The following is a 19,921-nucleotide window of genomic DNA, read 5'->3' as shown; positions in this document are numbered from 1 at the left end:
CATGAAAGTAGATTTTGACAAACTGAAAAAAGAGGTTTCGTTACCTGATTTTTTCTTATATCTTGGATGGAAATTTGTAGAAGGTTCCTCAAATTCAAGCCCCAAAATGAGTAATGGCCTTCAGACTGTTGTTATCAAAAAGAATAGCAAGGATTACTACACATATTGGGATGTACACCATGATGAAACGAGAGGAAAAACTATCATTGATTTGATGCAGCAGCATATCTATGAGCAGACCGGTAGGATGCCTAGTCTACGAGAAGCAGGAGAAGCTATACAGAACTACGTCAATAACAATGTTGTTATCTTATCACAGCACAGCAAATATGGAGTCAGTAACGCAGCTCTGGACTCTGACCAGCTGGCTTTCCTTAACAACCAGTTAAAACCTTACAACGGTGATTTCCTACAGAAGAGAGGTATTACATTAGAAACCCTTTCCTCTCCTGTATTCAATGGCGTTTTCACGTCAAGGGAATACAGAAAAGACGGAAAGATATACAACAATACATGTGTCCGGCTAATCAACCAGAACGGCTTTCAAGGCATATCACAAAGAGGGATAAGAGCTGAAGATGGGAAAAGCTTCAAAGGCATATCCGGAAACAAATTCGATAGCATAGTGGTTTCAAGGCATGACAAGACAAGGCCAATAGACCATATTTTTGTATGTGAAAGTATGATTGATGCAGCCTCACATTATCAAATGAAGCTGGCCGGAAGTTCCAAGAACCTTTTATACATAAGTACTGAAGGCAATATTACGCAGGGACAAATGGAAGTAATAAAGCTATTGCTTAATAAACAGAATATAAACGATATACCCAACCAGCTTACTTATATATTCGACAATGATAAGAACGGTTATAAGTATGCTCTGAAACTAGACTCTTTTCTGAAAGGAGTGGAAATGAACATTGAAAACATGTCCTCTGATGAACTGAAAGAAAAGGTTCTCCAGCTGCCGAACGTTGATTTATCAGTAGAAAGCGACTGGAACGATGATTTACGTGCAGGACTAAAAAAAAACTCTGAGATAGTTTTTTCTGAAGCTGCAAAAAGTAATGATTTCACCAAGCTGGCCGGGCTGAAAGCTGAAGGTTACTCCCCCAGTCCTGAAGTCTTGAAGCAGCTGAAATCATCTGTTCCTGTACAGACCATGATAGCTGTGCAGAAGATTTTCGGTCTGCCTATGGAGTCAAAAGGGCTTGACAGTATAAAGTTGGCCCAAAGTGATTCTCATTCCGGAAAAGCCATCGAGCAGACCTTGTAAAAATATATTTTTCCGAAAGTATCTTAATCGGGTAGATACAGGCTACCGGAGTGCCCAATCAGGAATGTATCTTTAGATTCATTCCGGGCACTCCTTTTTGATTGTGTAGGTCAGTGTTTGTCATTCGAACCGTTCGAATGGCTCACCGACCTACTCAATCAAAAATAGCCAACCTCTGCCGGGTGGGTGGGAAAAAAAGGGGTAGACAATGAGGTTTTATAAACGGAATATTCCTTTAGGAACATGGAGTCTATAAAACCGGATATCCAATGCCTTGTTTTCGTAGGTGCTTCTGTTTTAGAAGCGGTGGAGAAAACAAAGCAGTGGATATACCTTAGCTGGGTGGGTGGGAAAAAATGCGTTAGGGATTGCAGAGAAAAGCCCACAGCGCAGCGAGGACTTGCAGCGTAAAGCCCGACCTGACAAGGGAACGCCCACAACAATTTTTCAGCCCACTACATAACTGATTTCCTCCATCTTCAGCTCCCGTATAATGTTCTTCAGGAATGTTTCTACGGCCAAAGGAGACAAAGGCAGGACGATGAAATAAAAATTGGCCACGGCTTCTAACTGGTATATCTGGGCCCCGGACTGAAAATCTTCTCCGTACAACTTCTTCAGGCGTTCTGCACATGCTTTTTCAGCTCTTGCCATACAGTTAACTACCTTGACCGGCTCCCATCCCTTCATACGAATAGTTATCTTCTTATCATCTGAAGAGACATACAATCTTTTTCCCATATCTTTAAACTCCATGTAGTAGGAAATGAAGTAAAGAGACTCCAGATAATTGTTACCGACATACAGGTTGATTTTAGAAGAACGTTCCTGTGCTTTTTTACAGACATGGAAACAAAGAACTGCATTGGCCGAAGCAAGCAGATAAGAGGTGTTCTTTTGTTCAGTCTGGCCTTCCAGAAGATTGAAGATAACCGGGTTCCAGCACACGTTAATAGTATCGGATTCCACTTCATCAAAGATAGAGGCACAACAAAGGTCGTTATCGAAAACAAGCTGATACCTTTTGCTTTCAGGGTCGAACTGATAAAGGTTCTTAACCTTGTAAGTGCCGGTCTGTGTAGGCTTCAGGGCGTACAGGAAATAGCCTCTGTTATCCGATACCCTTCTCTTTATCAAAGCTCCTTCCTGAGAATCAGAAAGGACATCGAACAGGTAAGAGATAAGGGCCTCTTTTGTACAGACATGTTCAAAAGAGAACTCCTTTATTTCTTCCTCCGGCTTTACCGGTACCTGTTGGATGGAAACGGCCAACTGGTAAGGTGTCAGCTCATTGAAATTACAAAGCTCCAGACAGGAAATCTTTCCTTTGGATGGGGAAAAGATGATATATTCCCGGCCATTGATATAATACCTGTACATGAAATCCCCGATTTCAGTAGGCTTGCATTCGCTTAAAACTTCACTATACTTCATATGTCAATAGGTTTAAATGGATAATCCTCTGTTACGTTTCTTCTTTTTCTTCTTGTTGAAATCTTCGTCCTCTCTGTTACGCTCCTTCTTTCCGCTCTCCAGTGCTACACCGTTAAGGGCTGCTGCTGCCGGTAACATATAATTCAAGTCCCTCTCCCATTCCTGACGGTTGCTGGAATACTGGGAAACGACAGGGGCGATATCCATAGCACGCTGCTGTTCCTGACGCTGTGACCGGCTGTTATAAGTACCTGGTTCTTTACCTTGAAAGAAGTCATTTATACTTTTGTAGGTTAATCTTCTTGATATGTCTGAAGCCTTGAACATTTCCGGCTTCTCTACGTCCATCATGGCGAAAGAAAGGCCATAAATACCGGTGCTGTTTACATGCTCGACTACCTTAATGTTATTTGCGGCCAACCTTTCTTTAAAATCATCATATCCTGAAGATTCACTGAGAATAGAGAATATACGGTTATATAAATAATGCTTCTGTTCATCCGGACTCATTTGTGTTCCTTCAAAGAAAGCTATCTTACCAAAGCGATAGCGTTCCGGAAGAGAAGTGTCCTTCAGGTAGAATCCCCTTTCCGGGATTCCATAAACATAGTGTGATTTTCCTTTGTCTGAGACAAGACGGCAATAATACCCTTCCTTCTCCAGCTTATCCCTAAACTCCTTCATATTGCTGCATTCAGGATAAAGCCGGTCCATAGCTGCAAGCAGTTCATCTTTATAAAGGGGATTGAAGAATTTACCTTTAGATAGGACTTCCATTATATCCCCATAGTTTTGTTCTCCTAGCATTATTTTCCATTCATCGTTAGTGTAAGCCTTACTCATGTCTGGATTAATCATACAGAAGGTATCAGATTCCTTCAGCATTGACGCAATACGTCCTTTCATATTATGGCTGCGTAAAGCCTTATGCAAGGCCGTATCAAAGAAGTATTGCCTGTATTGTGATTCGCCAAGTGTTCTATTATGTGAGGACTTGCCTTTTTCCAAAGGTTCAAGGCCATGTTTTTTTTCCAGTTCTCGCATGATAAGGCCGGAACGTCTCTTGCTGAAACTGTCATCAATCCACTTGCCGTTTATGTCGGATGTAGTCGCAAGAACATGTACATGCCGATTGTCCTTATCGTCATTCTTGATAATGACAAAACAGGATTCGTTATACCCCATTGCTGAAAGGTAGTCTTTCGTAACTTCCAGAAACTTTTCGTCCGATAGGTCCTCACCGACCGGACTACTTAAAACGAACTCTATAAAAGGAGACTTGATACGGTCGTTTAAAGACGCAACAAGGCACATATTAGAGAACATTTCAGATAAAGTATCACCAGAAGAATTATACAATTCTTTTGCGATACCTGACTCAATTTTACTTTCTTGATAAGTAATTTTATGAGCTAAAGTTTCTTGTGAAAAAGTACCTAAAATTTCAGCAATCATTTCAGTTTATCTGTTATCTTTTTAAGTTCATCAATATAGTTTCTTACGATACCTAAAGATTCAATAATGTTTTCATCAACGGGTAATGTATTCACATATCTGGCCACTTGATTAAGGTTGTTCCCAATCTTTTTAAGTTCAAACACAGTCTGAACATCAGTCTTAGAAATCAATCTTCCATGTAAAAGAGAACGTCTCAGATAAGTAGAAAGGGAGACTCCTTCTGCTTTGGCAAGCTCCATTATCTGTTTCTTCTCCTCTACGGAAATTCTGGCTCTTATAACTTCTGTTTTATTGTCATTCATCCTATACTCCTATTTCAAAATGTATGTAAGTGAAACGAACATCATCCGACAGCTCGGCTGTTGCAAGGTGGGAAATGTAGCTACATTTCCACACCTTGCATACTGCAAATATACACAAATATCTAAAGATATAAAAGAATAGGGATAACTTTCGGAAAAATATCCTCCGGCTCCTTCCTCGGATTATTCTTTTCAGGTAGTAAAAGTTAACCAAAGAACCGGTTTTCTGATTAACCAAGCAACTAGACAACCCAATAAAAGGAAGAACAAAGGATATAAAAAAAAGCAATCAGACAACTAGAGAATCAGTTTACCAACAAACTAGAAAACTAGACAACTAAAAAAAATGAAAGTAAGTAAATCAGTTAACTAGATAACCAGTTAACTAGATAACTATAAAACCAAATAATCTGTTTACTAGATTATCAGTTAATCAGTTTTATAGTAAATTGATTAGTTAGTTAATTGGTTAGTTAACTAATTAGTTAGTTAGTTGATTAGATAATTAGTTTGTTAGTTATCTAATTAGTTAGTTAATTATTTGTTAAATTATCCAATTAATTTGTTTGTTAAATAATTAATTAGTTATATTGCAGAAAATTCAAAATCGTAAAGTTATGGGAAAAATATTACCGGGTATTTTCGTAGCATTCGAAAACCCTAAAGGTGGAACAGGTAAATCAACATTGACAGCCTTATTCGCAGGATATGTACATGAAAGTCACGAGCAGACAGGTTTAACCATTGGCGTTGTTGATATAGACGATGCGCAAAATACAATGGGAGAGCTAAGAGCTTTCGATGAAGCACAACAGGAAGAAGATATAAAAGACGAGTACGAAGTAATGAGCATATCTTCATCGGACTTCATTAATAGCATTGAGTTTCTTAAAGAAAGTTTTGATATAATACTGGTTGACTTTCCGGGAAACTTGAAACAGGCTGGGGTAGTGGAAACTCTGATGATGATGGATGTGGTCATTATACCTTTCGCTCCTTCAAAAATTGAAGTGCTGCACACAGTGAAGTTCTACAATTACTACAAAGAAAATATCTTGTCTAAACGTGAAAGTCTAGGTTACAAGACAATAGTAAAAGGATTGCCAAACAAGGTTACACCTAATTTGCTTGAATACAAAGAGCTAATAGCAAATAAAGACAATCTACCTTTTGAGCTTCTGAACAATCACATTAAGGAAAGTAAGGTTAATTACCAGAGAAACCTATCTACGATAATAAACAACTATAATCATACCTGTGATGATTTCGGAGAAGAAATGATACAATTACTGATTGATTACGTTAAAAACTGAAATTATGGCTGACGAAAAGAAAAATACAGGAAAACCCAAAACATCAATGTTCGCATTGGTACAGGCTGGTAAAGAAGAAGCAAAGAAAGTACAGAGTATAAAATCTGTATCATCACAACAGACCTCTGAAGAGAAAATTCCAGAAGTATTGCCAGAAGTGCAACCAGAAGCCAGCGCAGCAGAACCGGCTGAAGCCGTTGTTCCAGTACAGGAAGAAGTCATTCAGGAGAGCGAAGAAAGGACCGAAGAACCTTCAGAACTTCCTGAAGTATCTTCACCTAAAGGTCTTTCTTTACTATTCTCAAAAAGAGAAATACAAGACACGGAAACAGTAAAGATACCTAGAGAGTTCCATCAAGAACTTAAAATGCTATCTACAATGTCAAAAGTCCCAATGATGCAAATGCTAGGGAATTTGCTTGAAGCATTCTTGGAAGAGAATAAGAAAGAAATATCAAGCTACAAACGCAAGTTCATAAACGGTACTTTAGGAAAAAAATAGTCTCTGTGCTTGTATATTTTTCCGTAAGTAAAGTTATCCAAGTTATAAGAAAGCCATATCTTTTTTGATATGGCTTCTTTCTTATAAGGCAATGAAGGAGTAATACGAATCAATGATTTCTATAAGTCCATTCATGTAAGAATCTTCAGCGTGTGCATTTATAAACAGCTTTCCTACTATTATGGATTGGAAAAGTTCAGATTGTATCTTTGAATCAATATCCGGTTTTATTTCTCCAGTCAATTTTGCCTTCTCTATCATTTGTACTAAGCAATCATTTAGTCTATCTTTGAATGATTGAAGGAACTGATGGAAACCGGGATAATACTTTTCCGCTTGTGCAATGAATCCCATCAAGGATTTAAGAAAATCGTTCTTACCTTCCGGAAAAACTTCGCTTATGAGCGAAGTAAATGTTTCTTGCATACTCGTTATGAGTTCATGCAAATAGTGTTTCAAAGAGTCAGAATTATGCGTATCAGGAAAAGATAATATATTCAGCCTGTTTATGATATAAAAATCTACCACATCAGAAAATATCTCCTGCTTGGAATAGTAGTGATACATAACACATCCTCTACTGATACCTAACTGTTGCTCAATTCGTTTCAAGGTAACAGACTGGAATGTATCAGTGAAAAACAACCTGAAAGCAGTCTCCCTTATCATATTTTTTTGCCTATTACTTTTCTGGGATTCCATAATATGTCATATTAGTGTAATTATTTTGCATTCCAGCCTTGGCCGTAATCCTCACACTGAATTACGAATATATCTTTCAGTTCCTCAATACGTGCAGCACCGTGGTCGAAATCGTTGTGCATCTGGCACAAAGCATCATGCAGTTTATTATACTCTTTTTCTACTTCTAACGGTGCATCGCCATATTTGGCGTACAGGTTTGCTACCGCACGCAGATATTTGCTAAATTCCTTATAAGTTGCCTTCATGGTTATCTTTTACGTTATTGATTAAACTACTTCCTTTTGGTTCTATACCAACATGCCGGAGATACCGGTACAATGTTCTCGATGATATATTCAGTATTGAACAAATTTCTCTTGCAGAATAAAGAGGTTCTTTTGATAAATACATCTTCTTTGCCTGTTCAGCCTTCTTCTGTGCAGCTTCACTTAGTCCGGCTTTCCGGCCTCCAGTTCGGCCTTCTCTCTTGGCAATTTCCCAACCGGCTGTTTTTCGTTCTTCCCTTAACACCTGGTCAACTTCTGCCAGCATGGTCAGAATCGGTATTAGTAATTTACCTGAAGCTGTCGATGTATCAACATTATGAGTGATGTCGAGTAAATCAGCTCCTTTTTTCTGTATATAATCTATATTAGCCCGAATTTCAGGCATAGAACGGCCTAGTCTATCTAAAGACCAAACACAAAGAATATCTCCTTTACGAATATCTTCTAAAGCTCTTTGTAGTTCTGGCCGTTCTTTAAAGGCCGATTTCTTTTCCTGATAAATCTTCTCACAACCAATCTTCTGAAGTGCTTCCAGTTGCAAAGAAGGATTCTGTTTCGATGAACTTACTCTTACATATCCAATCTTCATAGTTTACTTCTTTTTATGATTTCTTCTTTAACAAGTTCTTTTTCAACAGGTGATAATCTGGGTAATTTCACCGTTTCAGGACTTTCTGCTTGATATACTTTTACATCATTGAGTAATAAACCTAAATCATAGAGAAATTCTTCACTACAGCCATTTTGCCGGTATATCTCTATCGCTGCATTCAAGATTTCCGGTAAACATTTATCATCACCCTGAAAAACAATCGCTGGAATGTCATTATGGATGCAATCTCTTAATAGCTTGAATTGGTCTTTCATAAATATAACTCTTAAATATTAGACTTCTATCGCTTCTATGAATTTCAGCAATGATGCAGCCTTGCCTGAATGAAAGGAAAGCTGGTCAAACAGTTTGTGAGACTTCAGCATTTCAATAGCTGCATCAGCTGAAACAACACCTTGTTCGTAAAGCCGGATGGTAACGTATAACTGGTCATTGGCTACCGGCCCCATTATTAAATCATATTGCGCTCTTCCTCTTCCTCTGCGGTTGTTTACAACAAACTCCAACCATTCTTTAGTCGGGCCATCAAAGCGATAAACCGAAAATTCCCTATTGAGAATATCATCAGGAACTTCATAGACTGAAACAATCGCTTTTTCGCTGAAGTCCCTGTTCTTCTTCAATATCGCCCATTTCTTGGCCTGTTCAAAACTGGTGGTCGTATAGAAACCTTTTCCGAAATCGGTAGCTTTCCGGCCTTTTAGTACACTGGGCCGCTTAACGCAAACTGTTGAACCGTGATATAGTTTCATTTTCTTTTCTTTATGTAGGTTGTGATTGTATCGATTATGTATTCTGAATCTTGGGTGTGTAGCATTTCGAATGTATCTTCAAGGAAATCGAAAACCTTGTGCTTAGAAAATAACAACAGGGCTTCTTCTGCTCCCATCTTTTTAGATTCCCTGAAGTTCTCTATGCAGAACACCTTGAACAGTAGAATCTTCTTTTCATCATTCTGTTTACGTTTTTCTTCTGTTTTTTCCCTCTCCAGCTCTTCAAATAGTAACAATGTACTGGAGTACCACTGTTTGGTATTTTCGTCCAATAGCGAACGATAGAGGCGTGAAGAATAGATATAATGAAGCGCATCATCAAAGGCTAAAGCCTTTTTCTTCATCACCAGACTTGTCAGTTCTGACATTACGAAAGGAAGCATCGATGAACCAATTTGGTTGTTTGAGATAGAAGGTGTATTCATATAGCTTTGTTTTACTTTTTACAAATATAGTAAAATAATTTGGTAAAACCAAAAAGTAAAACGTTTTTTTTAAGCTCATGTTATACAAAAATAGTTTTTACTAAAGTTATACCAAAAGTAAAACGCTGGACCATAAAAAAAGCTGGACTAAAAATATCCAGCTTTTGTATAATTCAAAATCGTTGCAAAGTAAAATCTGGCTAAAGCCTGATTTGCGTATCAAATATAAGTGCTTTTAATGAGAAAAGCAAACAAAGAGGTTATAACCTGTAGTTATGGCCATAAAGACATGATTTCGCTCTTAATATTTTTCCGAAAGTATGATGACGTAATCTGAAGGAAAAATCTCATTTTTCCGGTCATTTCTTCTTTCCCCCTATGGGGGATTATAGGGGGTTTAGGTATTTATGATAAGATTAGGTAATATGGTGTAGTGTTTTACACAGCTGGAAGATTTTAATATTTTTTAAAAGCGTAATAATCAGTTATTTACGATATTGTAATAACAAATCATCGGTGTAGTATTCTACACAGCTGGCACAAAAAAGATTGCATATAACACAGCCAAAAACGCTAAAGTGTAGTGTTTCACACAGCTGGAAACGCTAAAGTGTAGTGTTTTACACAGCTGGAAACGCTAAAGTGTAGTGTTTTACACAGCTAAAAACGCTAAAGTGTAGTATTCTACACAGCTGGAAATGTTAATATGATTGAAAAGTGTAGTGTTTCACACAGCTGGGATTTATGAAATCTCAGGTGCTTTACAAGGTAATCCAAACTCTTCCGGCATTTTTCCGAAAACCCGGAAAAAGTTTTCTCGATAAATATCTTTCTTCAGTTCTGTATTCTGCGCAGAGTTCGCCCATTTTAGAAATTGCTCATATAAATTGCGGTCTGCTTTAATCTGGGTAACCCGTGTCAACCTTTCCCGGCCAATAGAACTGTTTGGATATACAAGTCCTGCATATCTCCAAAGAAGGTCACCGTAAAACCGTTGAATAAATGTGGCTGCATAGCGTTCATCAAAATAATCCAGAGTCTCTTGGGAAAATTCAAATTCAACTGTATAAGCCCATTTTTCATTTTCCCCTTTTACATATTTGAAATTAAAGTTCGTATATTTCAAATACTTATTGATACCGTTCAGGATTTTAGTAACATTTCTCTTTTTCTCCTTGCTTTCTTCAAAGTCCAGATTAAAAATCTTAGCTAGCTGATTAACTGTCAGTCTATAACTAGGCGATTCTCCTGTCTGTATCTTGTATTTGATAAGATATATCATTTTCGATAATTCAAGATAAAAATATCTGTACTTACCTGGTAACAGCCTGTAGTCTTGACTCTCAATAAGATTGTATAACGTGTAGACAGAATCCTTGATAAGATTATTCAGGGTTGCACAATACAGCCTCTTTGTTCCCTTCTGGGTCTTGAAATTCGTTCTTATATCAAATCTAGTCAATATCTGAATGAAGATGTAGGAAGTTCCTTCACTGGTAACAACAGGATAAGATAAGTTTTCCAGACCCAGCTTATAAAGAGCAGCTTCAAAAACAGTCTCTATGGGATGTGTTATTTCTTCACCGTTTGCATCCTTAAATATATAACAAGGCGACCGCTTGCCAAACAGGTCTTTCATCTGTTCTTTTGTTAGTTTCCTCTGTAAGTTGGTTCTATTGTACCCCATCTTCTTACAAAAATCCTCTATTGAAAACCAGTTGTCACCAAACAAATCGTTTATATGGTTACCGCACAAGTAGATTATAATATCCAACATTACATTTCCTCCTGAACCAGAATTATATAAACGGCCTATTAGTCCAGAATTATAGTTTTCACTTAGTAGTCTAGGGACCCTACTTAACTCCTTATTATTCATTACGACAAATTTAATGGTTAACTACTTCTTGCTATCGAACTGTGCAGCTGCTTCTATCAATAAACCTTCCATAAAAGCCTTTGTAGATTTACCTTCTTTTGCAGCTTGAACGGCCAATACAGTTATGACATTCTTAGGTAAATCAATAATCTTCTTCCCTTTAATTTCTTTAGATACAGATATTGTCGATTCCATAAACAATTATGCTTTAAATTATTAATTATATATATTTGCATTTACTCTCATACGACAAAGATAATATATATAACTTATATATCATATATAACATATATAACTTATATAACTTATATACTAAATAAAGAACTATTAACATTTAATCATAACTATATGGGTAAACAAACATTAGAAGATGCGTTTAGGGAATTAATTCAACAAAGGAAATGGTATGTTAATTCTCTCCGGTCGCCAGTACAGGCAAAAAATGACAAGGCTAATTTCCTTCAAGGCAAAAAAATACCAGAAGAAAGAATAAGAAACTATCTATCCGCTGCCGGTTGGATATGTGCTCAACAAGAACTTTGGCAAAAAATCGAGAAATAACATTTTTTAACCACATATTTCTTGCCTTAATTAAGATAATTTACATCTTTGCATTTAGCAAAACGAACGTTTTTTTAAACTGATAATCGGCTTATTATCTGTTTGTTACCTCATATATACCGCTTTCCTTTCTTGCAATCCGAACCCTATCACGTAGTATATTTATGATAGGTACCTTTTTATCTATGCCATACATATATAATACAGGGTCGGAAGAATCCCCAGAAATAACTTTTACAGTCTTATTTTTTAATAATATTTGTAAGAAATTCTGCTTTTCCGAGTAATCTATGACCCTGTATAACTCCAAATGGTCCTCACGTCTTATAAATAAGCCACGCTTGAAAATTAGTTCGTCCTTAGTTATAATCCATTTCGTAGCAAACAGCATATCTATATATGTATAACATAACATTACCCAAGCGACTATACACACCCCCATGACCATATAGTGTAATATCACATCTACAATAAAAGGCCGAACTAAATAAGGTATCAACAAAACAATAACAACCAGCAAAGAATACTTTGCTATCCAATAACCTAGTTTTGGTTTAAGTGTAATAACCGCCTCATTCATAATCCTATTTGTTTATATTAGTGTAATACAAAGCCTTTGTCTTATTATCAGCTTCAGGAACAGTTACAGTTTCTTTAAAGACTTGTTTACCATCCCGGAATACAGACAATGTTAAAGTAGCATTCACATCGCTAAGTATTACACCTTGTACGGATATATACTGTACTTTATCAGAGGTTATATAAGTTTTCTTACCAGTAAAATATTCATCAACAGAGGTCATACTATTACCAGATGATTCATCCAAAAAAGGTATATTCTCCGAATTAACGATATGTGCATTGGCCGTATAATCCTGTCCGGAAGCCTCCATTTCTATTATATATATAGAACTAGAATCTACATTAACAGGCTCGTCATTATTACTACATGAAAAGAGCAGTACAACCAATAGGAATGAGAAAAAAATTTTTATCGCTTTCATAACACATAAATTTAGGTTAGACCATCTTATTTAACTCCTAACTTGCCATAGCAATATTTCATATCTGGAGATAATATAAACTCACCTGACATTTCTTTTCTGCCTGATGTAGTTAGCGCATACCGGCATTTTAAGACTTTTACCAACACTTCTTCAGCTTTTCGATTATCATATATACTATGAAAAGATGTGTTGTTTACAGAATCAAGTTGAGATTCTATCTTACTTATATGCTTTTCATAATCCGTCAAATCAGCTCCAGCAAACTTTGCAAAAGAGAGTTTTGTTTTAGAATTATCTATATCTTTTTCAAGGATAGAGATTGTTTTCTCTTTCTGCATATCAAACTGTTTTTTAAGAATAGACAAACTATCTGAAACCGTAATATCAGACGTTTGCAGAACTTCCAGCATTTCAAACTTACCTTGTGTCTCTGCCTGTACCCAATCAGATACAGCCTTTTCGTAATCAGGTACACTACAGGAAAATAGAGACAACATCAAACCAATAGATAACAGATTCTTTTTCATACGTTTTCCTTCATTTATTAATTCTTCCATTCTTTATGACTTTTAGATACCTTTGCCTCTTCAGCTTGAGATTCTTCCTTTTGCTTTACTTCTTCAAGAATATCATTAACTTTCTTGATAATGGAAAAATAATGTTGATTAACAATCTCTTCCATAATCTCATCTTCCAGAGCTTCATTTCCTTTGCCTAAAGTAACCGGCTTTGAAAACTGAGGTATTTCCTTGTCTACAAATGTACACATATTAAATTGAGTATTAAAGAATGGCGGCTTTCCTCCAGCTACTTTACCGATAAAATGCCCAACACTTTGGCCAGCTACATCACGGGCCTTGATAACCTTCTCTTTCTGCAAGGATTCAGTCATACTGTTTGTTCCGGATTCCTGATGTGAATAGCTTTCCTGAGCTTCTTTTATTTCGCCAAGTAGATTTTCTATGTCTTTGGCGGTTTTTTCATTTCCGGTCATTCCATAGGCTTGTGTTCCGCAGCTGCTCTTCAGGATATTTGCGCTTTTCTCTCCATAATCACGGATAGCCTGGTTGAAATCCTGAACGGCAAGAATCGTAGCGACATAATGTTTTCGTGCGGTTCCGATGAAGGTATCTATACCCTGTAGGTTGATAGTGGGAAACTCATCAACCAAAAAGACGCTCTTATTTTTACCCGGATTGTTCATTTGGGACATCAATACGCTGGCTATACAGGAGATAGGGGGAGATACAGCCTCTTTGATAGAGGGCGCATTTCCGATGCAGAGCAAGGTAGGATGTTCCGGATTGGTTATATCCAAAGAGAACTCTTCTTCTGGCAGTGGAGATAACACCCAGAATATATATTTATTGTTCAGCAATACAAGCGGAGTCTGTGCAGAAGAAACAGCACCGGCAGTTTGCTGCTGGGCACCGAGTTTCCATGCAGTCAGCATCGAGGACATGTTCAAGGCAATTTCAGCATCTTCAGAAAGCCACTTAAAGACCAAATCGCTATCAGACAAAGCGAAAGCAATAACGTGCGGTAATGTGCCTATTCCCTTATTCCTTTCCTTATAGCACTTATAAGCTATAGAATAGACATAGTTAATAGCATTGTTCGCCCAGAAATCCGTTTTCTCCTTCCAGCTCGCTTCAAGATTCTTCATTAAGGTAGTAGCAATATTCCTGATAAACAGAGATTCGCTACCTTTAGGTACATATTTTTCCGAAAGTACATTTACCCGGACTGTACGGGACATATCAACGAAATTAATAAATGCAAAGTTTGGAGTAGGCTGTTTCTTCGCTTTAAAATGTTCGATACTTCCGTATGCAATACGGGACAATATGGGCGAACCTTTCTTTGTCGGGTCACCTTCCCAGTCGTACACGAACCCGGCATAATTACGTTCTGCACATTGGTAAATGATACCTTTAATCCAACTTTCAGATTTTCCGGAACCCGGACCGCCATCGATGTACATATTTTGCTGTGGTTTATGTACTACCAATGGGCCATTGGCGGTTTCAAAACTAAAATAGAAATCGGAAGTTTCATGTGAAATGCCGAAGATAGACTTTTCAGATACGACATGACGCTTCAGGAAGAATCCAACAGTCTGTATAACCATCACTGTGAATCCAATAAATACTATCGGAAAAATAAACAAATTATACCAAGACAATACATTACTGAAGCCCAATACTAAGGCCACCGCAAGAATTAAGGTTGTTGTGGTATATATCCATTTTAAAGATTCATCCCTGCGTTTCTGAACCGGGAAAAGGAAGGCTAACCCTGTTATCAGTACTACATAGATAAACCTGAACATTATAGCTTTCCGCAAGAGTTTTTCAAATTGTAACATTACGGCAGGTGCCGGTGAATATATTTCATTCACCAGTACCCACTGAAAAACGACAACTCCACCGATGATAACGGAAAGTAGGATGAAAACAAAAGATAGTTCTTTCTTTCCCGGTTCCATAAGTTCATTCTTTGTTTTTGTTCGGTAACAATTCTATTTTTCTAACTCCCATCGTAACTGTAGGAATAACCTCGCCTGATTCACGTGTGAATGTGCTTATCGTAATATCCCCACTTACATAGACCGGTGTACCGGTTTTTAAAAACTCCACGATTTTTGTTTCATAGTTAAGAAAACAAGACACCCATAGAGTTTTTTCATTTCCTTTTTCACGGTACTTGTGTGATACATTGAATGAACATCCCTTTTCTGTTTTTTTAGCGTCTGAGCCTAAAAAACCGATTAATTCACCTGATAACATAGTTCTAAAAATTTAAAGTTAATTGTTTATCTTCTTTCTTATTTTGGGGTGCTGCTGCAACAGCAAAGGCATTCTCAGACTTAATATTAAATATTGTCTGTGCAGCAATACAAACTTTAGGACCAGCCTCTTTCAATGCCTTTATATCTTCAGATGATGGTTTGTAGCCTTGTTCTTTCAAATCGGCCATTGCTTTAAATGAGCCAGATATGGCTGCGGCCAAGGCAACCTTGAAAGCCGGTGAAAGTTCTTCATCCTTACAAACCCTGCACTTATCTTCAGATATTTTTTCTTCCTTCTTTTCTTCCTTCTTCTCTTCCTTCTTTTCTTCGTTCTGTTCTATCTTTTTCTGTTGTTCCTTACATACCTCATTCAAAATCATTGTACTGGCTTTACCGACATCAGATAATACACTGAAAAGGAATTTCGGTTCTTTCTTTATAGCACCAAGCCAATTTTTAAGATATTTGGCATTATCTTCTTGTATTCCAGAAGTTATCCCAAGAGATTGACACGCTACAGCAGCAGTCAGTTCAGCAACAAGTTCTTCTTTAGCATATTTAGGGTCTCCAAATACATTCTTTAGGTCTCGACCTAAACGAGATTCTACACCTGTTGAATGTGCCATTTCGTGAAGCAATGTTGCATAGAAACTTTCGCCATCCTTGAACTGACCTTTAAGTGGTACGTATATTTTATCTTCAGAAGGTCGATAAAAAGCGTTATCACTTAAAGTCAAAGATATTGGGCATAACCATTTTTCATTTTTCAGCATATAGTCAATTTCCGGAGAAGAGAGCATTCCTTTTTCATCTTTCAATTCCGCAATATGAAACTTCTGTTGCAACTCCTTCCATTTGTCAGGATGAACTTCAGCAAAGTTTGTCTGGTCAACATTAAATACCGGATAAACCTTTGTAAAAGGATATACCGTATATTTTTCTTTCTCTTCTTTACTCAAAGACTTGTATTCATCCATTGTTATTTTATTCCCTGCATCATCCTTTATCGAGAAATTCCAATAAAGAACCGGGAAAGAAACAGCACCTTTATTTACCTTAACCCCTTGCTCTTTTGCTTGTAGAAAAGTCATATACACAGGTGTATGATATTGCTGCTTTTCTTGCAATAAAAATAACATGAAAGAATTGATACCATTATAAACTCTACCTTCAAGATTCTGCGGTAAACCGTGTCCTACAGAAGAAAACCACGGTGTCCTATAATCATCGTTGATTTCCTTAATCTTATCAACCATAAGTTCTGCAAACCTTTGCAAAGCCTTATCATTTACCGTTTCCATCATAAGCTACTGGTATAAATTGTTATTCTCATATTCAGCTAACCACTTTTCAGCATTATCTGGAGCTGGAGTAATACCCCTAGACTGCATTTCTTCTACATAAAGCTCAGCTAGGTTTTCTTGCGATAAAACAAACTCTAATGTGTCTATATCGCCATTCTGAAGTTTCTCTACTAATTTGTTGTAATCTTCCATAGCCTCTATTTTAATTGATTTATAATGTTTTATAGGTCAGAAAACATCCTATTTACAGTATTGGCAATAGGACGTTTCAAGTCATTTTCAGTAGTTTTCTGTGGCCCATGAGCTAACTTCACATCTCCCAATGTATTCGATGCAGACTTTATACCATAGATTTTTTGCACTGCAATCATGGTATTGCTTGATGTCGTTTCGCTGAGTGACTGCATAAGTTCTTGTGAAGGTTTGTAGCCTTTTTCCTTCATATCGGCCAGCTTTGCAAAATCACCCTTTTCTACAGCAATTTTAAATTCCTTATCTAATTCAGGAGTAGAAACCTTCTTTTCCTCGTTCACATTCTCAATCTTCACATCTTCCTTCTTTTGTACAGTCTCTTCCTCTTTCTGAACCTCTGGTTTCGTGCCGAAAAGCTTTTCAATGACTATAGCCTGTGTCTCATCAATCTTCACATCACCGCCTAATCCTCTTATAACTTCTTCAGATGGCTTATAACCTTCCTCTTTCAGTTGAGCCATCTTTTCATAGTCATTTTTTTCTATAGCCTCTTTAAGCTCTTTTTCCATGTCCCTATCAGGAACATCTTTAAGCTGCTGTTCTCGACCCTCTACACGTTCTTTTTCAGGAACCGGTTCTTTTTCTTTCCCTTCCTCTAATTTCTTTTGCATGAGTTCAATCGCTTTATCTTCAGATATAGACTGAATGTTAGCGAATTGATACCCTTTTTTATCTGCTGTCATTGAAACATCTGCAATAATATAACTACCTTCCGGAGTTTTGAGTAATTTATTTTCTAAAGCAAAACCATTAGCCAGCAAATATTTGTCAGCAGCAGTCAGTTCATAACCGCCAATCCTAGAAGGTATGGCCAGTTCTTTTTCCGAACGTACAATCACAGAATTAAGTTCTTTATCAACCTGAAGCATAATATCGCCCTTCTTAGACGATAACACTATTACATTACCATTCAGTAAATCATCCTTTTGTTTCTGCGATAGTTTCTTACCATAGATAGAGTCAGGTATAACCAATGATTCTTTCTTATAAAAAACCGATATACCATTTTCTGAAAGACGTATTTTTGCAGGTTTACCGTTGACATCCGTCAATTCTGACATAACCCCTTTTTCTAGCTTTGTACCTTTTCCATCCAACATATAACCATTTTGGAAAGCGTAATCATACAGTTCTTTTCCTGTATAGGTTATTTTATTTTTATGGTCAATCACAGTAAACCTATCCTTTTCATCATCTTTCAGGTTTCCCCAATTTACTATATCAAAACCTTCTTTGGCCAGAACGCTTTTATACTCTATCGAAGAGGATTTTTCCTTGTCAAAAAAGGAACAGATACGTTCCATTGACGAATCTAGCTTATTTTTATCAGGCTCATTCTTCGTATAGGAACGAATTTTTTCCATATCAATGTGGTATTCGTCATTACCACGGGAAAAACGCAGCGAGCCTTTATTATATTCTTGTGCATAACCTAGACTCTCTGCAATCGCCCGGAATTGTCCTACATTACGATATTGATATTCTGATAACGCTTCCTGTAGTTTCATATGCCATCATTTTAAAAGTTCAGCTCTAAGTATATATTCATTCAACACTGTGAGTTTCATGTGTCGGCCACCGCCTTTTTCAAACATTTCAATTTCGAACATCTTATCATCCGGAACTGTGAATTTATGAAATGCCAGAACAAAACGATTTTTGCTTTTACCTAAAATCTTTCTTTCAAAATCCTTCTGATAAACCGGGTCATAAGGAACTTCCTGCTGTATGGAGTTCTTGACTTTTTTCATATCTCGTAGAAAACATTTTATGAAATCCACGTCATAATCGATATTTGAAAAGTTCTTTATATCAAAGACAAAGTACATGAAATCACCCTTTACATACAGATTTGCAAGAGATAGTTCGAACTTGTTTTTTATGACACCAACACTAAAGATGTTTCTTTTCTTGTAATGCAGTTTGTTGACGATATTATTCATTTCAATACTATTAACATCGATATGGGCGATGTACTTTCTTCCATCATCAAAGTTATAGGAGTAGGTATTTGAATAATCATCATAAAGAGTTATTTCATAAGTGTTTAAATCCTTATCAACAACAAAGAGGTTGGAAGGCTCGAAATCGTCAAAAGTGGTCCCAACTTTCACCATATTGTTATAGTATTCGACCCCAAACACTTCTTCATTACCCTGTACTAAGTAAACTACATCATCAGGAAAGAACATTTCCGTAATGTTATCGTTGTTCACAATAACACTGTAACAACGAGATTGATTTGTACCATCGGCATATATGATATTATTGCAATCACTATATCCCCTATTATAAGCTACTTTAAAGGAATGTACACTTCCATCCGTACATACAATTACAAGATTGGTCGTTCCTGTAAAATCTTCTTCCTGTGCAGTTATCCGTACAATATTGGGAACCTCTTCCACTCTCTCTGCCTTTATACAGTCCTCACGACCGAATGAAATATCGCTTACTTGTTCAGGTAGAACTATATGCTTTGTCTTATCAAAAGATACATAAATGACTTTTGAATCAAGCTCCTTTTTTTCCTGTGCAAAAACAGTATAAGGGGCACAAATCAATATTAAGATGTAAAGTAAAATCTTCATTGTAAAAATCCTATGAAAATATTAATAACCCAGAGTGCAACTATACAAATAACAAGTCCATAAACAAGTCCTTTCATTTCAGAGAACTTCTTACCTGACACCCTATTTTTCCACACTCTATAACCGAAGAAAACTGTAGCAATGGCCACAAAATAACTTAATATTACCATCTTAAAAATCTCCTATGATTTCAGTTAAAGGATTCTTTTTTACTGGTGCATTCTGCTGTATCTGCATTTCTTTTAGCATACGTTCTATTTCAGCTTCTTCTGCTTCACGTTTCTGCCGGTCCTCTTCAGTTTCTTCCTTTATATACATCATATAGTTTGCTTTCAAGTGAACCTTCACTTGTGCAAGGCTTTGATTCAAAATCTGCTTTGCAACTTGTGTAGTCGCTGTAATAGCACTGGTCACCTCACTTGTCAGCGTACCGATTGAGGATATTGGTAATTGTACTCCCTGTAGTAAC

24 protein-coding genes and 1 pseudogene are annotated in these 19,921 nt (G+C 36.9%); 4 read left to right on the top strand and 21 right to left on the bottom strand.

Annotated features, from left to right (window positions below):
• The first annotated feature begins 1 nt into the window (after position 1).
• Entirely contained in the window at positions 2–1,276 is a 1,275-nt protein-coding gene (locus KSX81_RS28975; RefSeq protein WP_217736709.1) for a toprim domain-containing protein, read from the top strand.
• 447 nt (positions 1,277–1,723) lie between these two features.
• On the opposite strand, the gene KSX81_RS28970 is transcribed toward KSX81_RS28975, so the two are convergent.
• From KSX81_RS28970 to KSX81_RS28960, 3 genes are read right to left on the bottom strand one after another with little or no spacing between them, the layout of a single operon-like run.
• Positions 1,724–2,710 carry a hypothetical protein gene (locus tag KSX81_RS28970; RefSeq protein ID WP_217726024.1) on the bottom strand — a complete coding sequence of 329 codons (987 nt, stop codon included), beginning with the start codon at positions 2,708–2,710 and terminating at the stop codon, positions 1,724–1,726.
• A 12-nt stretch (positions 2,711–2,722) separates the two neighbouring features.
• Positions 2,723–4,165 (bottom strand): relaxase/mobilization nuclease domain-containing protein, encoded by a 1,443-nt coding sequence (locus KSX81_RS28965; RefSeq protein ID WP_217726025.1) that lies wholly within the window; start codon positions 4,163–4,165, stop codon positions 2,723–2,725.
• Complete coding sequence (locus KSX81_RS28960; protein ID WP_217726026.1) at positions 4,162–4,470, bottom strand: plasmid mobilization protein; 309 nt, start codon at positions 4,468–4,470, stop codon at positions 4,162–4,164. Before KSX81_RS28960 ends, KSX81_RS28965 begins: the two co-directional genes overlap by 4 nt.
• A gap of 617 nt (positions 4,471–5,087) precedes the next feature.
• On the opposite strand from KSX81_RS28960, the gene KSX81_RS28955 reads away from it, so the two are divergent.
• Positions 5,088–5,783 (top strand): ParA family protein, encoded by a 696-nt coding sequence (locus KSX81_RS28955; protein WP_217726027.1) that lies wholly within the window; start codon positions 5,088–5,090, stop codon positions 5,781–5,783.
• A 4-nt stretch (positions 5,784–5,787) separates the two neighbouring features.
• Positions 5,788–6,285 (top strand): hypothetical protein, encoded by a 498-nt coding sequence (locus KSX81_RS28950; protein ID WP_217726028.1) that lies wholly within the window; start codon positions 5,788–5,790, stop codon positions 6,283–6,285.
• Positions 6,286–6,366: 81 nt separating this feature from the next.
• Here KSX81_RS28950 and KSX81_RS28945 read toward each other — a convergent pair whose 3' ends face one another.
• From KSX81_RS28945 to KSX81_RS28910, 8 genes are all read right to left on the bottom strand, one after another.
• Positions 6,367–6,954 carry a TetR/AcrR family transcriptional regulator gene (locus KSX81_RS28945; RefSeq protein ID WP_217726029.1) on the bottom strand — a complete coding sequence of 196 codons (588 nt, stop codon included), beginning with the start codon at positions 6,952–6,954 and terminating at the stop codon, positions 6,367–6,369.
• A gap of 53 nt (positions 6,955–7,007) precedes the next feature.
• On the bottom strand, positions 7,008–7,235 hold the full coding sequence (locus tag KSX81_RS28940; protein ID WP_217726030.1) for a hypothetical protein: 228 nt from the start codon (positions 7,233–7,235) through the stop codon (positions 7,008–7,010).
• Complete coding sequence (locus tag KSX81_RS28935) at positions 7,219–7,845, bottom strand: recombinase family protein (RefSeq protein WP_217726031.1); 627 nt, start codon at positions 7,843–7,845, stop codon at positions 7,219–7,221. Before KSX81_RS28935 ends, KSX81_RS28940 begins: the two co-directional genes overlap by 17 nt.
• Positions 7,842–8,123: a hypothetical protein gene (locus tag KSX81_RS28930; RefSeq protein ID WP_217726032.1), complete on the bottom strand. Its 282-nt coding sequence runs from the start codon at positions 8,121–8,123 to the stop codon at positions 7,842–7,844. The genes KSX81_RS28935 and KSX81_RS28930 overlap by 4 nt, the downstream gene beginning before the upstream one ends.
• Positions 8,124–8,141: 18 nt before the next feature.
• Complete coding sequence (locus KSX81_RS28925) at positions 8,142–8,621, bottom strand: DUF3990 domain-containing protein (protein WP_217726033.1); 480 nt, start codon at positions 8,619–8,621, stop codon at positions 8,142–8,144.
• Positions 8,618–9,067: a DUF3791 domain-containing protein gene (locus KSX81_RS28920; RefSeq protein WP_217726034.1), complete on the bottom strand. Its 450-nt coding sequence runs from the start codon at positions 9,065–9,067 to the stop codon at positions 8,618–8,620. The genes KSX81_RS28925 and KSX81_RS28920 overlap by 4 nt, the downstream gene beginning before the upstream one ends.
• Before the next feature lie 742 nt (positions 9,068–9,809).
• On the bottom strand, positions 9,810–10,946 hold the full coding sequence (locus tag KSX81_RS28915) for a hypothetical protein (RefSeq protein WP_217726035.1): 1,137 nt from the start codon (positions 10,944–10,946) through the stop codon (positions 9,810–9,812).
• Positions 10,947–10,967: 21 nt separating this feature from the next.
• A complete protein-coding gene (locus KSX81_RS28910) occupies positions 10,968–11,141 on the bottom strand; it encodes a hypothetical protein (protein WP_217726036.1) in 174 nt (57 codons plus the stop codon).
• 153 nt (positions 11,142–11,294) lie between these two features.
• Here KSX81_RS28910 and KSX81_RS28905 point away from each other — a divergent pair, with 153 nt between their 5' ends.
• A complete protein-coding gene (locus KSX81_RS28905; RefSeq protein WP_217726037.1) occupies positions 11,295–11,507 on the top strand; it encodes a hypothetical protein in 213 nt (70 codons plus the stop codon).
• A 94-nt stretch (positions 11,508–11,601) separates the two neighbouring features.
• Here KSX81_RS28905 and KSX81_RS28900 read toward each other — a convergent pair whose 3' ends face one another.
• The 10 genes and pseudogenes from KSX81_RS28900 to KSX81_RS28855 all read right to left on the bottom strand — a co-directional run.
• A complete protein-coding gene (locus KSX81_RS28900) occupies positions 11,602–12,087 on the bottom strand; it encodes a PH domain-containing protein (RefSeq protein WP_217726038.1) in 486 nt (161 codons plus the stop codon).
• A gap of 4 nt (positions 12,088–12,091) precedes the next feature.
• Positions 12,092–12,511 carry a hypothetical protein gene (locus tag KSX81_RS28895; RefSeq protein WP_217726039.1) on the bottom strand — a complete coding sequence of 140 codons (420 nt, stop codon included), beginning with the start codon at positions 12,509–12,511 and terminating at the stop codon, positions 12,092–12,094.
• A 26-nt stretch (positions 12,512–12,537) separates the two neighbouring features.
• Positions 12,538–13,071, bottom strand: a complete 534-nt coding sequence (locus KSX81_RS28890) for a hypothetical protein (RefSeq protein WP_217726040.1) — start codon at positions 13,069–13,071, stop codon at positions 12,538–12,540.
• Positions 13,059–15,002 carry a type IV secretory system conjugative DNA transfer family protein gene (locus KSX81_RS28885; RefSeq protein WP_217726041.1) on the bottom strand — a complete coding sequence of 648 codons (1,944 nt, stop codon included), beginning with the start codon at positions 15,000–15,002 and terminating at the stop codon, positions 13,059–13,061. Before KSX81_RS28885 ends, KSX81_RS28890 begins: the two co-directional genes overlap by 13 nt.
• Before the next feature lie 4 nt (positions 15,003–15,006).
• Entirely contained in the window at positions 15,007–15,303 is a 297-nt protein-coding gene (locus KSX81_RS28880) for a single-stranded DNA-binding protein (RefSeq protein ID WP_217726042.1), read from the bottom strand.
• Between the two features lie 4 nt (positions 15,304–15,307).
• On the bottom strand, positions 15,308–16,609 hold the full coding sequence (locus KSX81_RS28875) for an ArdC family protein (RefSeq protein WP_254884256.1): 1,302 nt from the start codon (positions 16,607–16,609) through the stop codon (positions 15,308–15,310).
• Between the two features lie 3 nt (positions 16,610–16,612).
• A complete protein-coding gene (locus tag KSX81_RS28870) occupies positions 16,613–16,801 on the bottom strand; it encodes a hypothetical protein (RefSeq protein ID WP_217726044.1) in 189 nt (62 codons plus the stop codon).
• Positions 16,802–16,830: 29 nt separating this feature from the next.
• Positions 16,831–18,369, bottom strand: a complete 1,539-nt coding sequence (locus KSX81_RS28865) for a DUF3945 domain-containing protein (RefSeq protein WP_217726045.1) — start codon at positions 18,367–18,369, stop codon at positions 16,831–16,833.
• Between the two features lie 6 nt (positions 18,370–18,375).
• Positions 18,376–19,452 (bottom strand): DUF4138 domain-containing protein, encoded by a 1,077-nt coding sequence (locus tag KSX81_RS28860; protein WP_217726046.1) that lies wholly within the window; start codon positions 19,450–19,452, stop codon positions 18,376–18,378.
• A 171-nt stretch (positions 19,453–19,623) separates the two neighbouring features.
• Positions 19,624–19,921 (bottom strand): annotated as a pseudogene (locus KSX81_RS28855) (conjugal transfer protein TraM); the annotation flags it as partial.

The organism is Bacteroides sp. MSK.18.37 (assembly GCF_019129155.2).
In the GTDB taxonomy this organism is placed as follows: domain Bacteria; phylum Bacteroidota; class Bacteroidia; order Bacteroidales; family Bacteroidaceae; genus Bacteroides; species Bacteroides ovatus.
The sequence above is the reverse complement of the archived record's forward strand: the minus strand, read 5'-3'. Positions and strand labels throughout refer to the sequence as shown.

Excerpts from the sequence above, each read along its gene's own strand:
- KSX81_RS28975 (WP_217736709.1), top strand. The coding sequence starts at position 2 with ATGAAAGTAGATTTTGACAAACTGAAAAAAGAGGTTTCGTTACCTGAT.
- KSX81_RS28970 (WP_217726024.1), bottom strand. The coding sequence starts at position 2,710 with ATGAAGTATAGTGAAGTTTTAAGCGAATGCAAGCCTACTGAAATCGGG.
- KSX81_RS28965 (WP_217726025.1), bottom strand. The coding sequence starts at position 4,165 with ATGATTGCTGAAATTTTAGGTACTTTTTCACAAGAAACTTTAGCTCAT.
- KSX81_RS28960 (WP_217726026.1), bottom strand. The coding sequence starts at position 4,470 with ATGAATGACAATAAAACAGAAGTTATAAGAGCCAGAATTTCCGTAGAG.
- KSX81_RS28955 (WP_217726027.1), top strand. The coding sequence starts at position 5,088 with ATGGGAAAAATATTACCGGGTATTTTCGTAGCATTCGAAAACCCTAAA.
- KSX81_RS28950 (WP_217726028.1), top strand. The coding sequence starts at position 5,788 with ATGGCTGACGAAAAGAAAAATACAGGAAAACCCAAAACATCAATGTTC.
- KSX81_RS28945 (WP_217726029.1), bottom strand. The coding sequence starts at position 6,954 with ATGATAAGGGAGACTGCTTTCAGGTTGTTTTTCACTGATACATTCCAG.
- KSX81_RS28940 (WP_217726030.1), bottom strand. The coding sequence starts at position 7,235 with ATGAAGGCAACTTATAAGGAATTTAGCAAATATCTGCGTGCGGTAGCA.
- KSX81_RS28935 (WP_217726031.1), bottom strand. The coding sequence starts at position 7,845 with ATGAAGATTGGATATGTAAGAGTAAGTTCATCGAAACAGAATCCTTCT.
- KSX81_RS28930 (WP_217726032.1), bottom strand. The coding sequence starts at position 8,123 with ATGAAAGACCAATTCAAGCTATTAAGAGATTGCATCCATAATGACATT.
- KSX81_RS28925 (WP_217726033.1), bottom strand. The coding sequence starts at position 8,621 with ATGAAACTATATCACGGTTCAACAGTTTGCGTTAAGCGGCCCAGTGTA.
- KSX81_RS28920 (WP_217726034.1), bottom strand. The coding sequence starts at position 9,067 with ATGAATACACCTTCTATCTCAAACAACCAAATTGGTTCATCGATGCTT.
- KSX81_RS28915 (WP_217726035.1), bottom strand. The coding sequence starts at position 10,946 with ATGAATAATAAGGAGTTAAGTAGGGTCCCTAGACTACTAAGTGAAAAC.
- KSX81_RS28910 (WP_217726036.1), bottom strand. The coding sequence starts at position 11,141 with ATGGAATCGACAATATCTGTATCTAAAGAAATTAAAGGGAAGAAGATT.
- KSX81_RS28905 (WP_217726037.1), top strand. The coding sequence starts at position 11,295 with ATGGGTAAACAAACATTAGAAGATGCGTTTAGGGAATTAATTCAACAA.
- KSX81_RS28900 (WP_217726038.1), bottom strand. The coding sequence starts at position 12,087 with ATGAATGAGGCGGTTATTACACTTAAACCAAAACTAGGTTATTGGATA.
- KSX81_RS28895 (WP_217726039.1), bottom strand. The coding sequence starts at position 12,511 with ATGAAAGCGATAAAAATTTTTTTCTCATTCCTATTGGTTGTACTGCTC.
- KSX81_RS28890 (WP_217726040.1), bottom strand. The coding sequence starts at position 13,071 with ATGGAAGAATTAATAAATGAAGGAAAACGTATGAAAAAGAATCTGTTA.
- KSX81_RS28885 (WP_217726041.1), bottom strand. The coding sequence starts at position 15,002 with ATGGAACCGGGAAAGAAAGAACTATCTTTTGTTTTCATCCTACTTTCC.
- KSX81_RS28880 (WP_217726042.1), bottom strand. The coding sequence starts at position 15,303 with ATGTTATCAGGTGAATTAATCGGTTTTTTAGGCTCAGACGCTAAAAAA.
- KSX81_RS28875 (WP_254884256.1), bottom strand. The coding sequence starts at position 16,609 with ATGATGGAAACGGTAAATGATAAGGCTTTGCAAAGGTTTGCAGAACTT.
- KSX81_RS28870 (WP_217726044.1), bottom strand. The coding sequence starts at position 16,801 with ATGGAAGATTACAACAAATTAGTAGAGAAACTTCAGAATGGCGATATA.
- KSX81_RS28865 (WP_217726045.1), bottom strand. The coding sequence starts at position 18,369 with ATGAAACTACAGGAAGCGTTATCAGAATATCAATATCGTAATGTAGGA.
- KSX81_RS28860 (WP_217726046.1), bottom strand. The coding sequence starts at position 19,452 with ATGAAGATTTTACTTTACATCTTAATATTGATTTGTGCCCCTTATACT.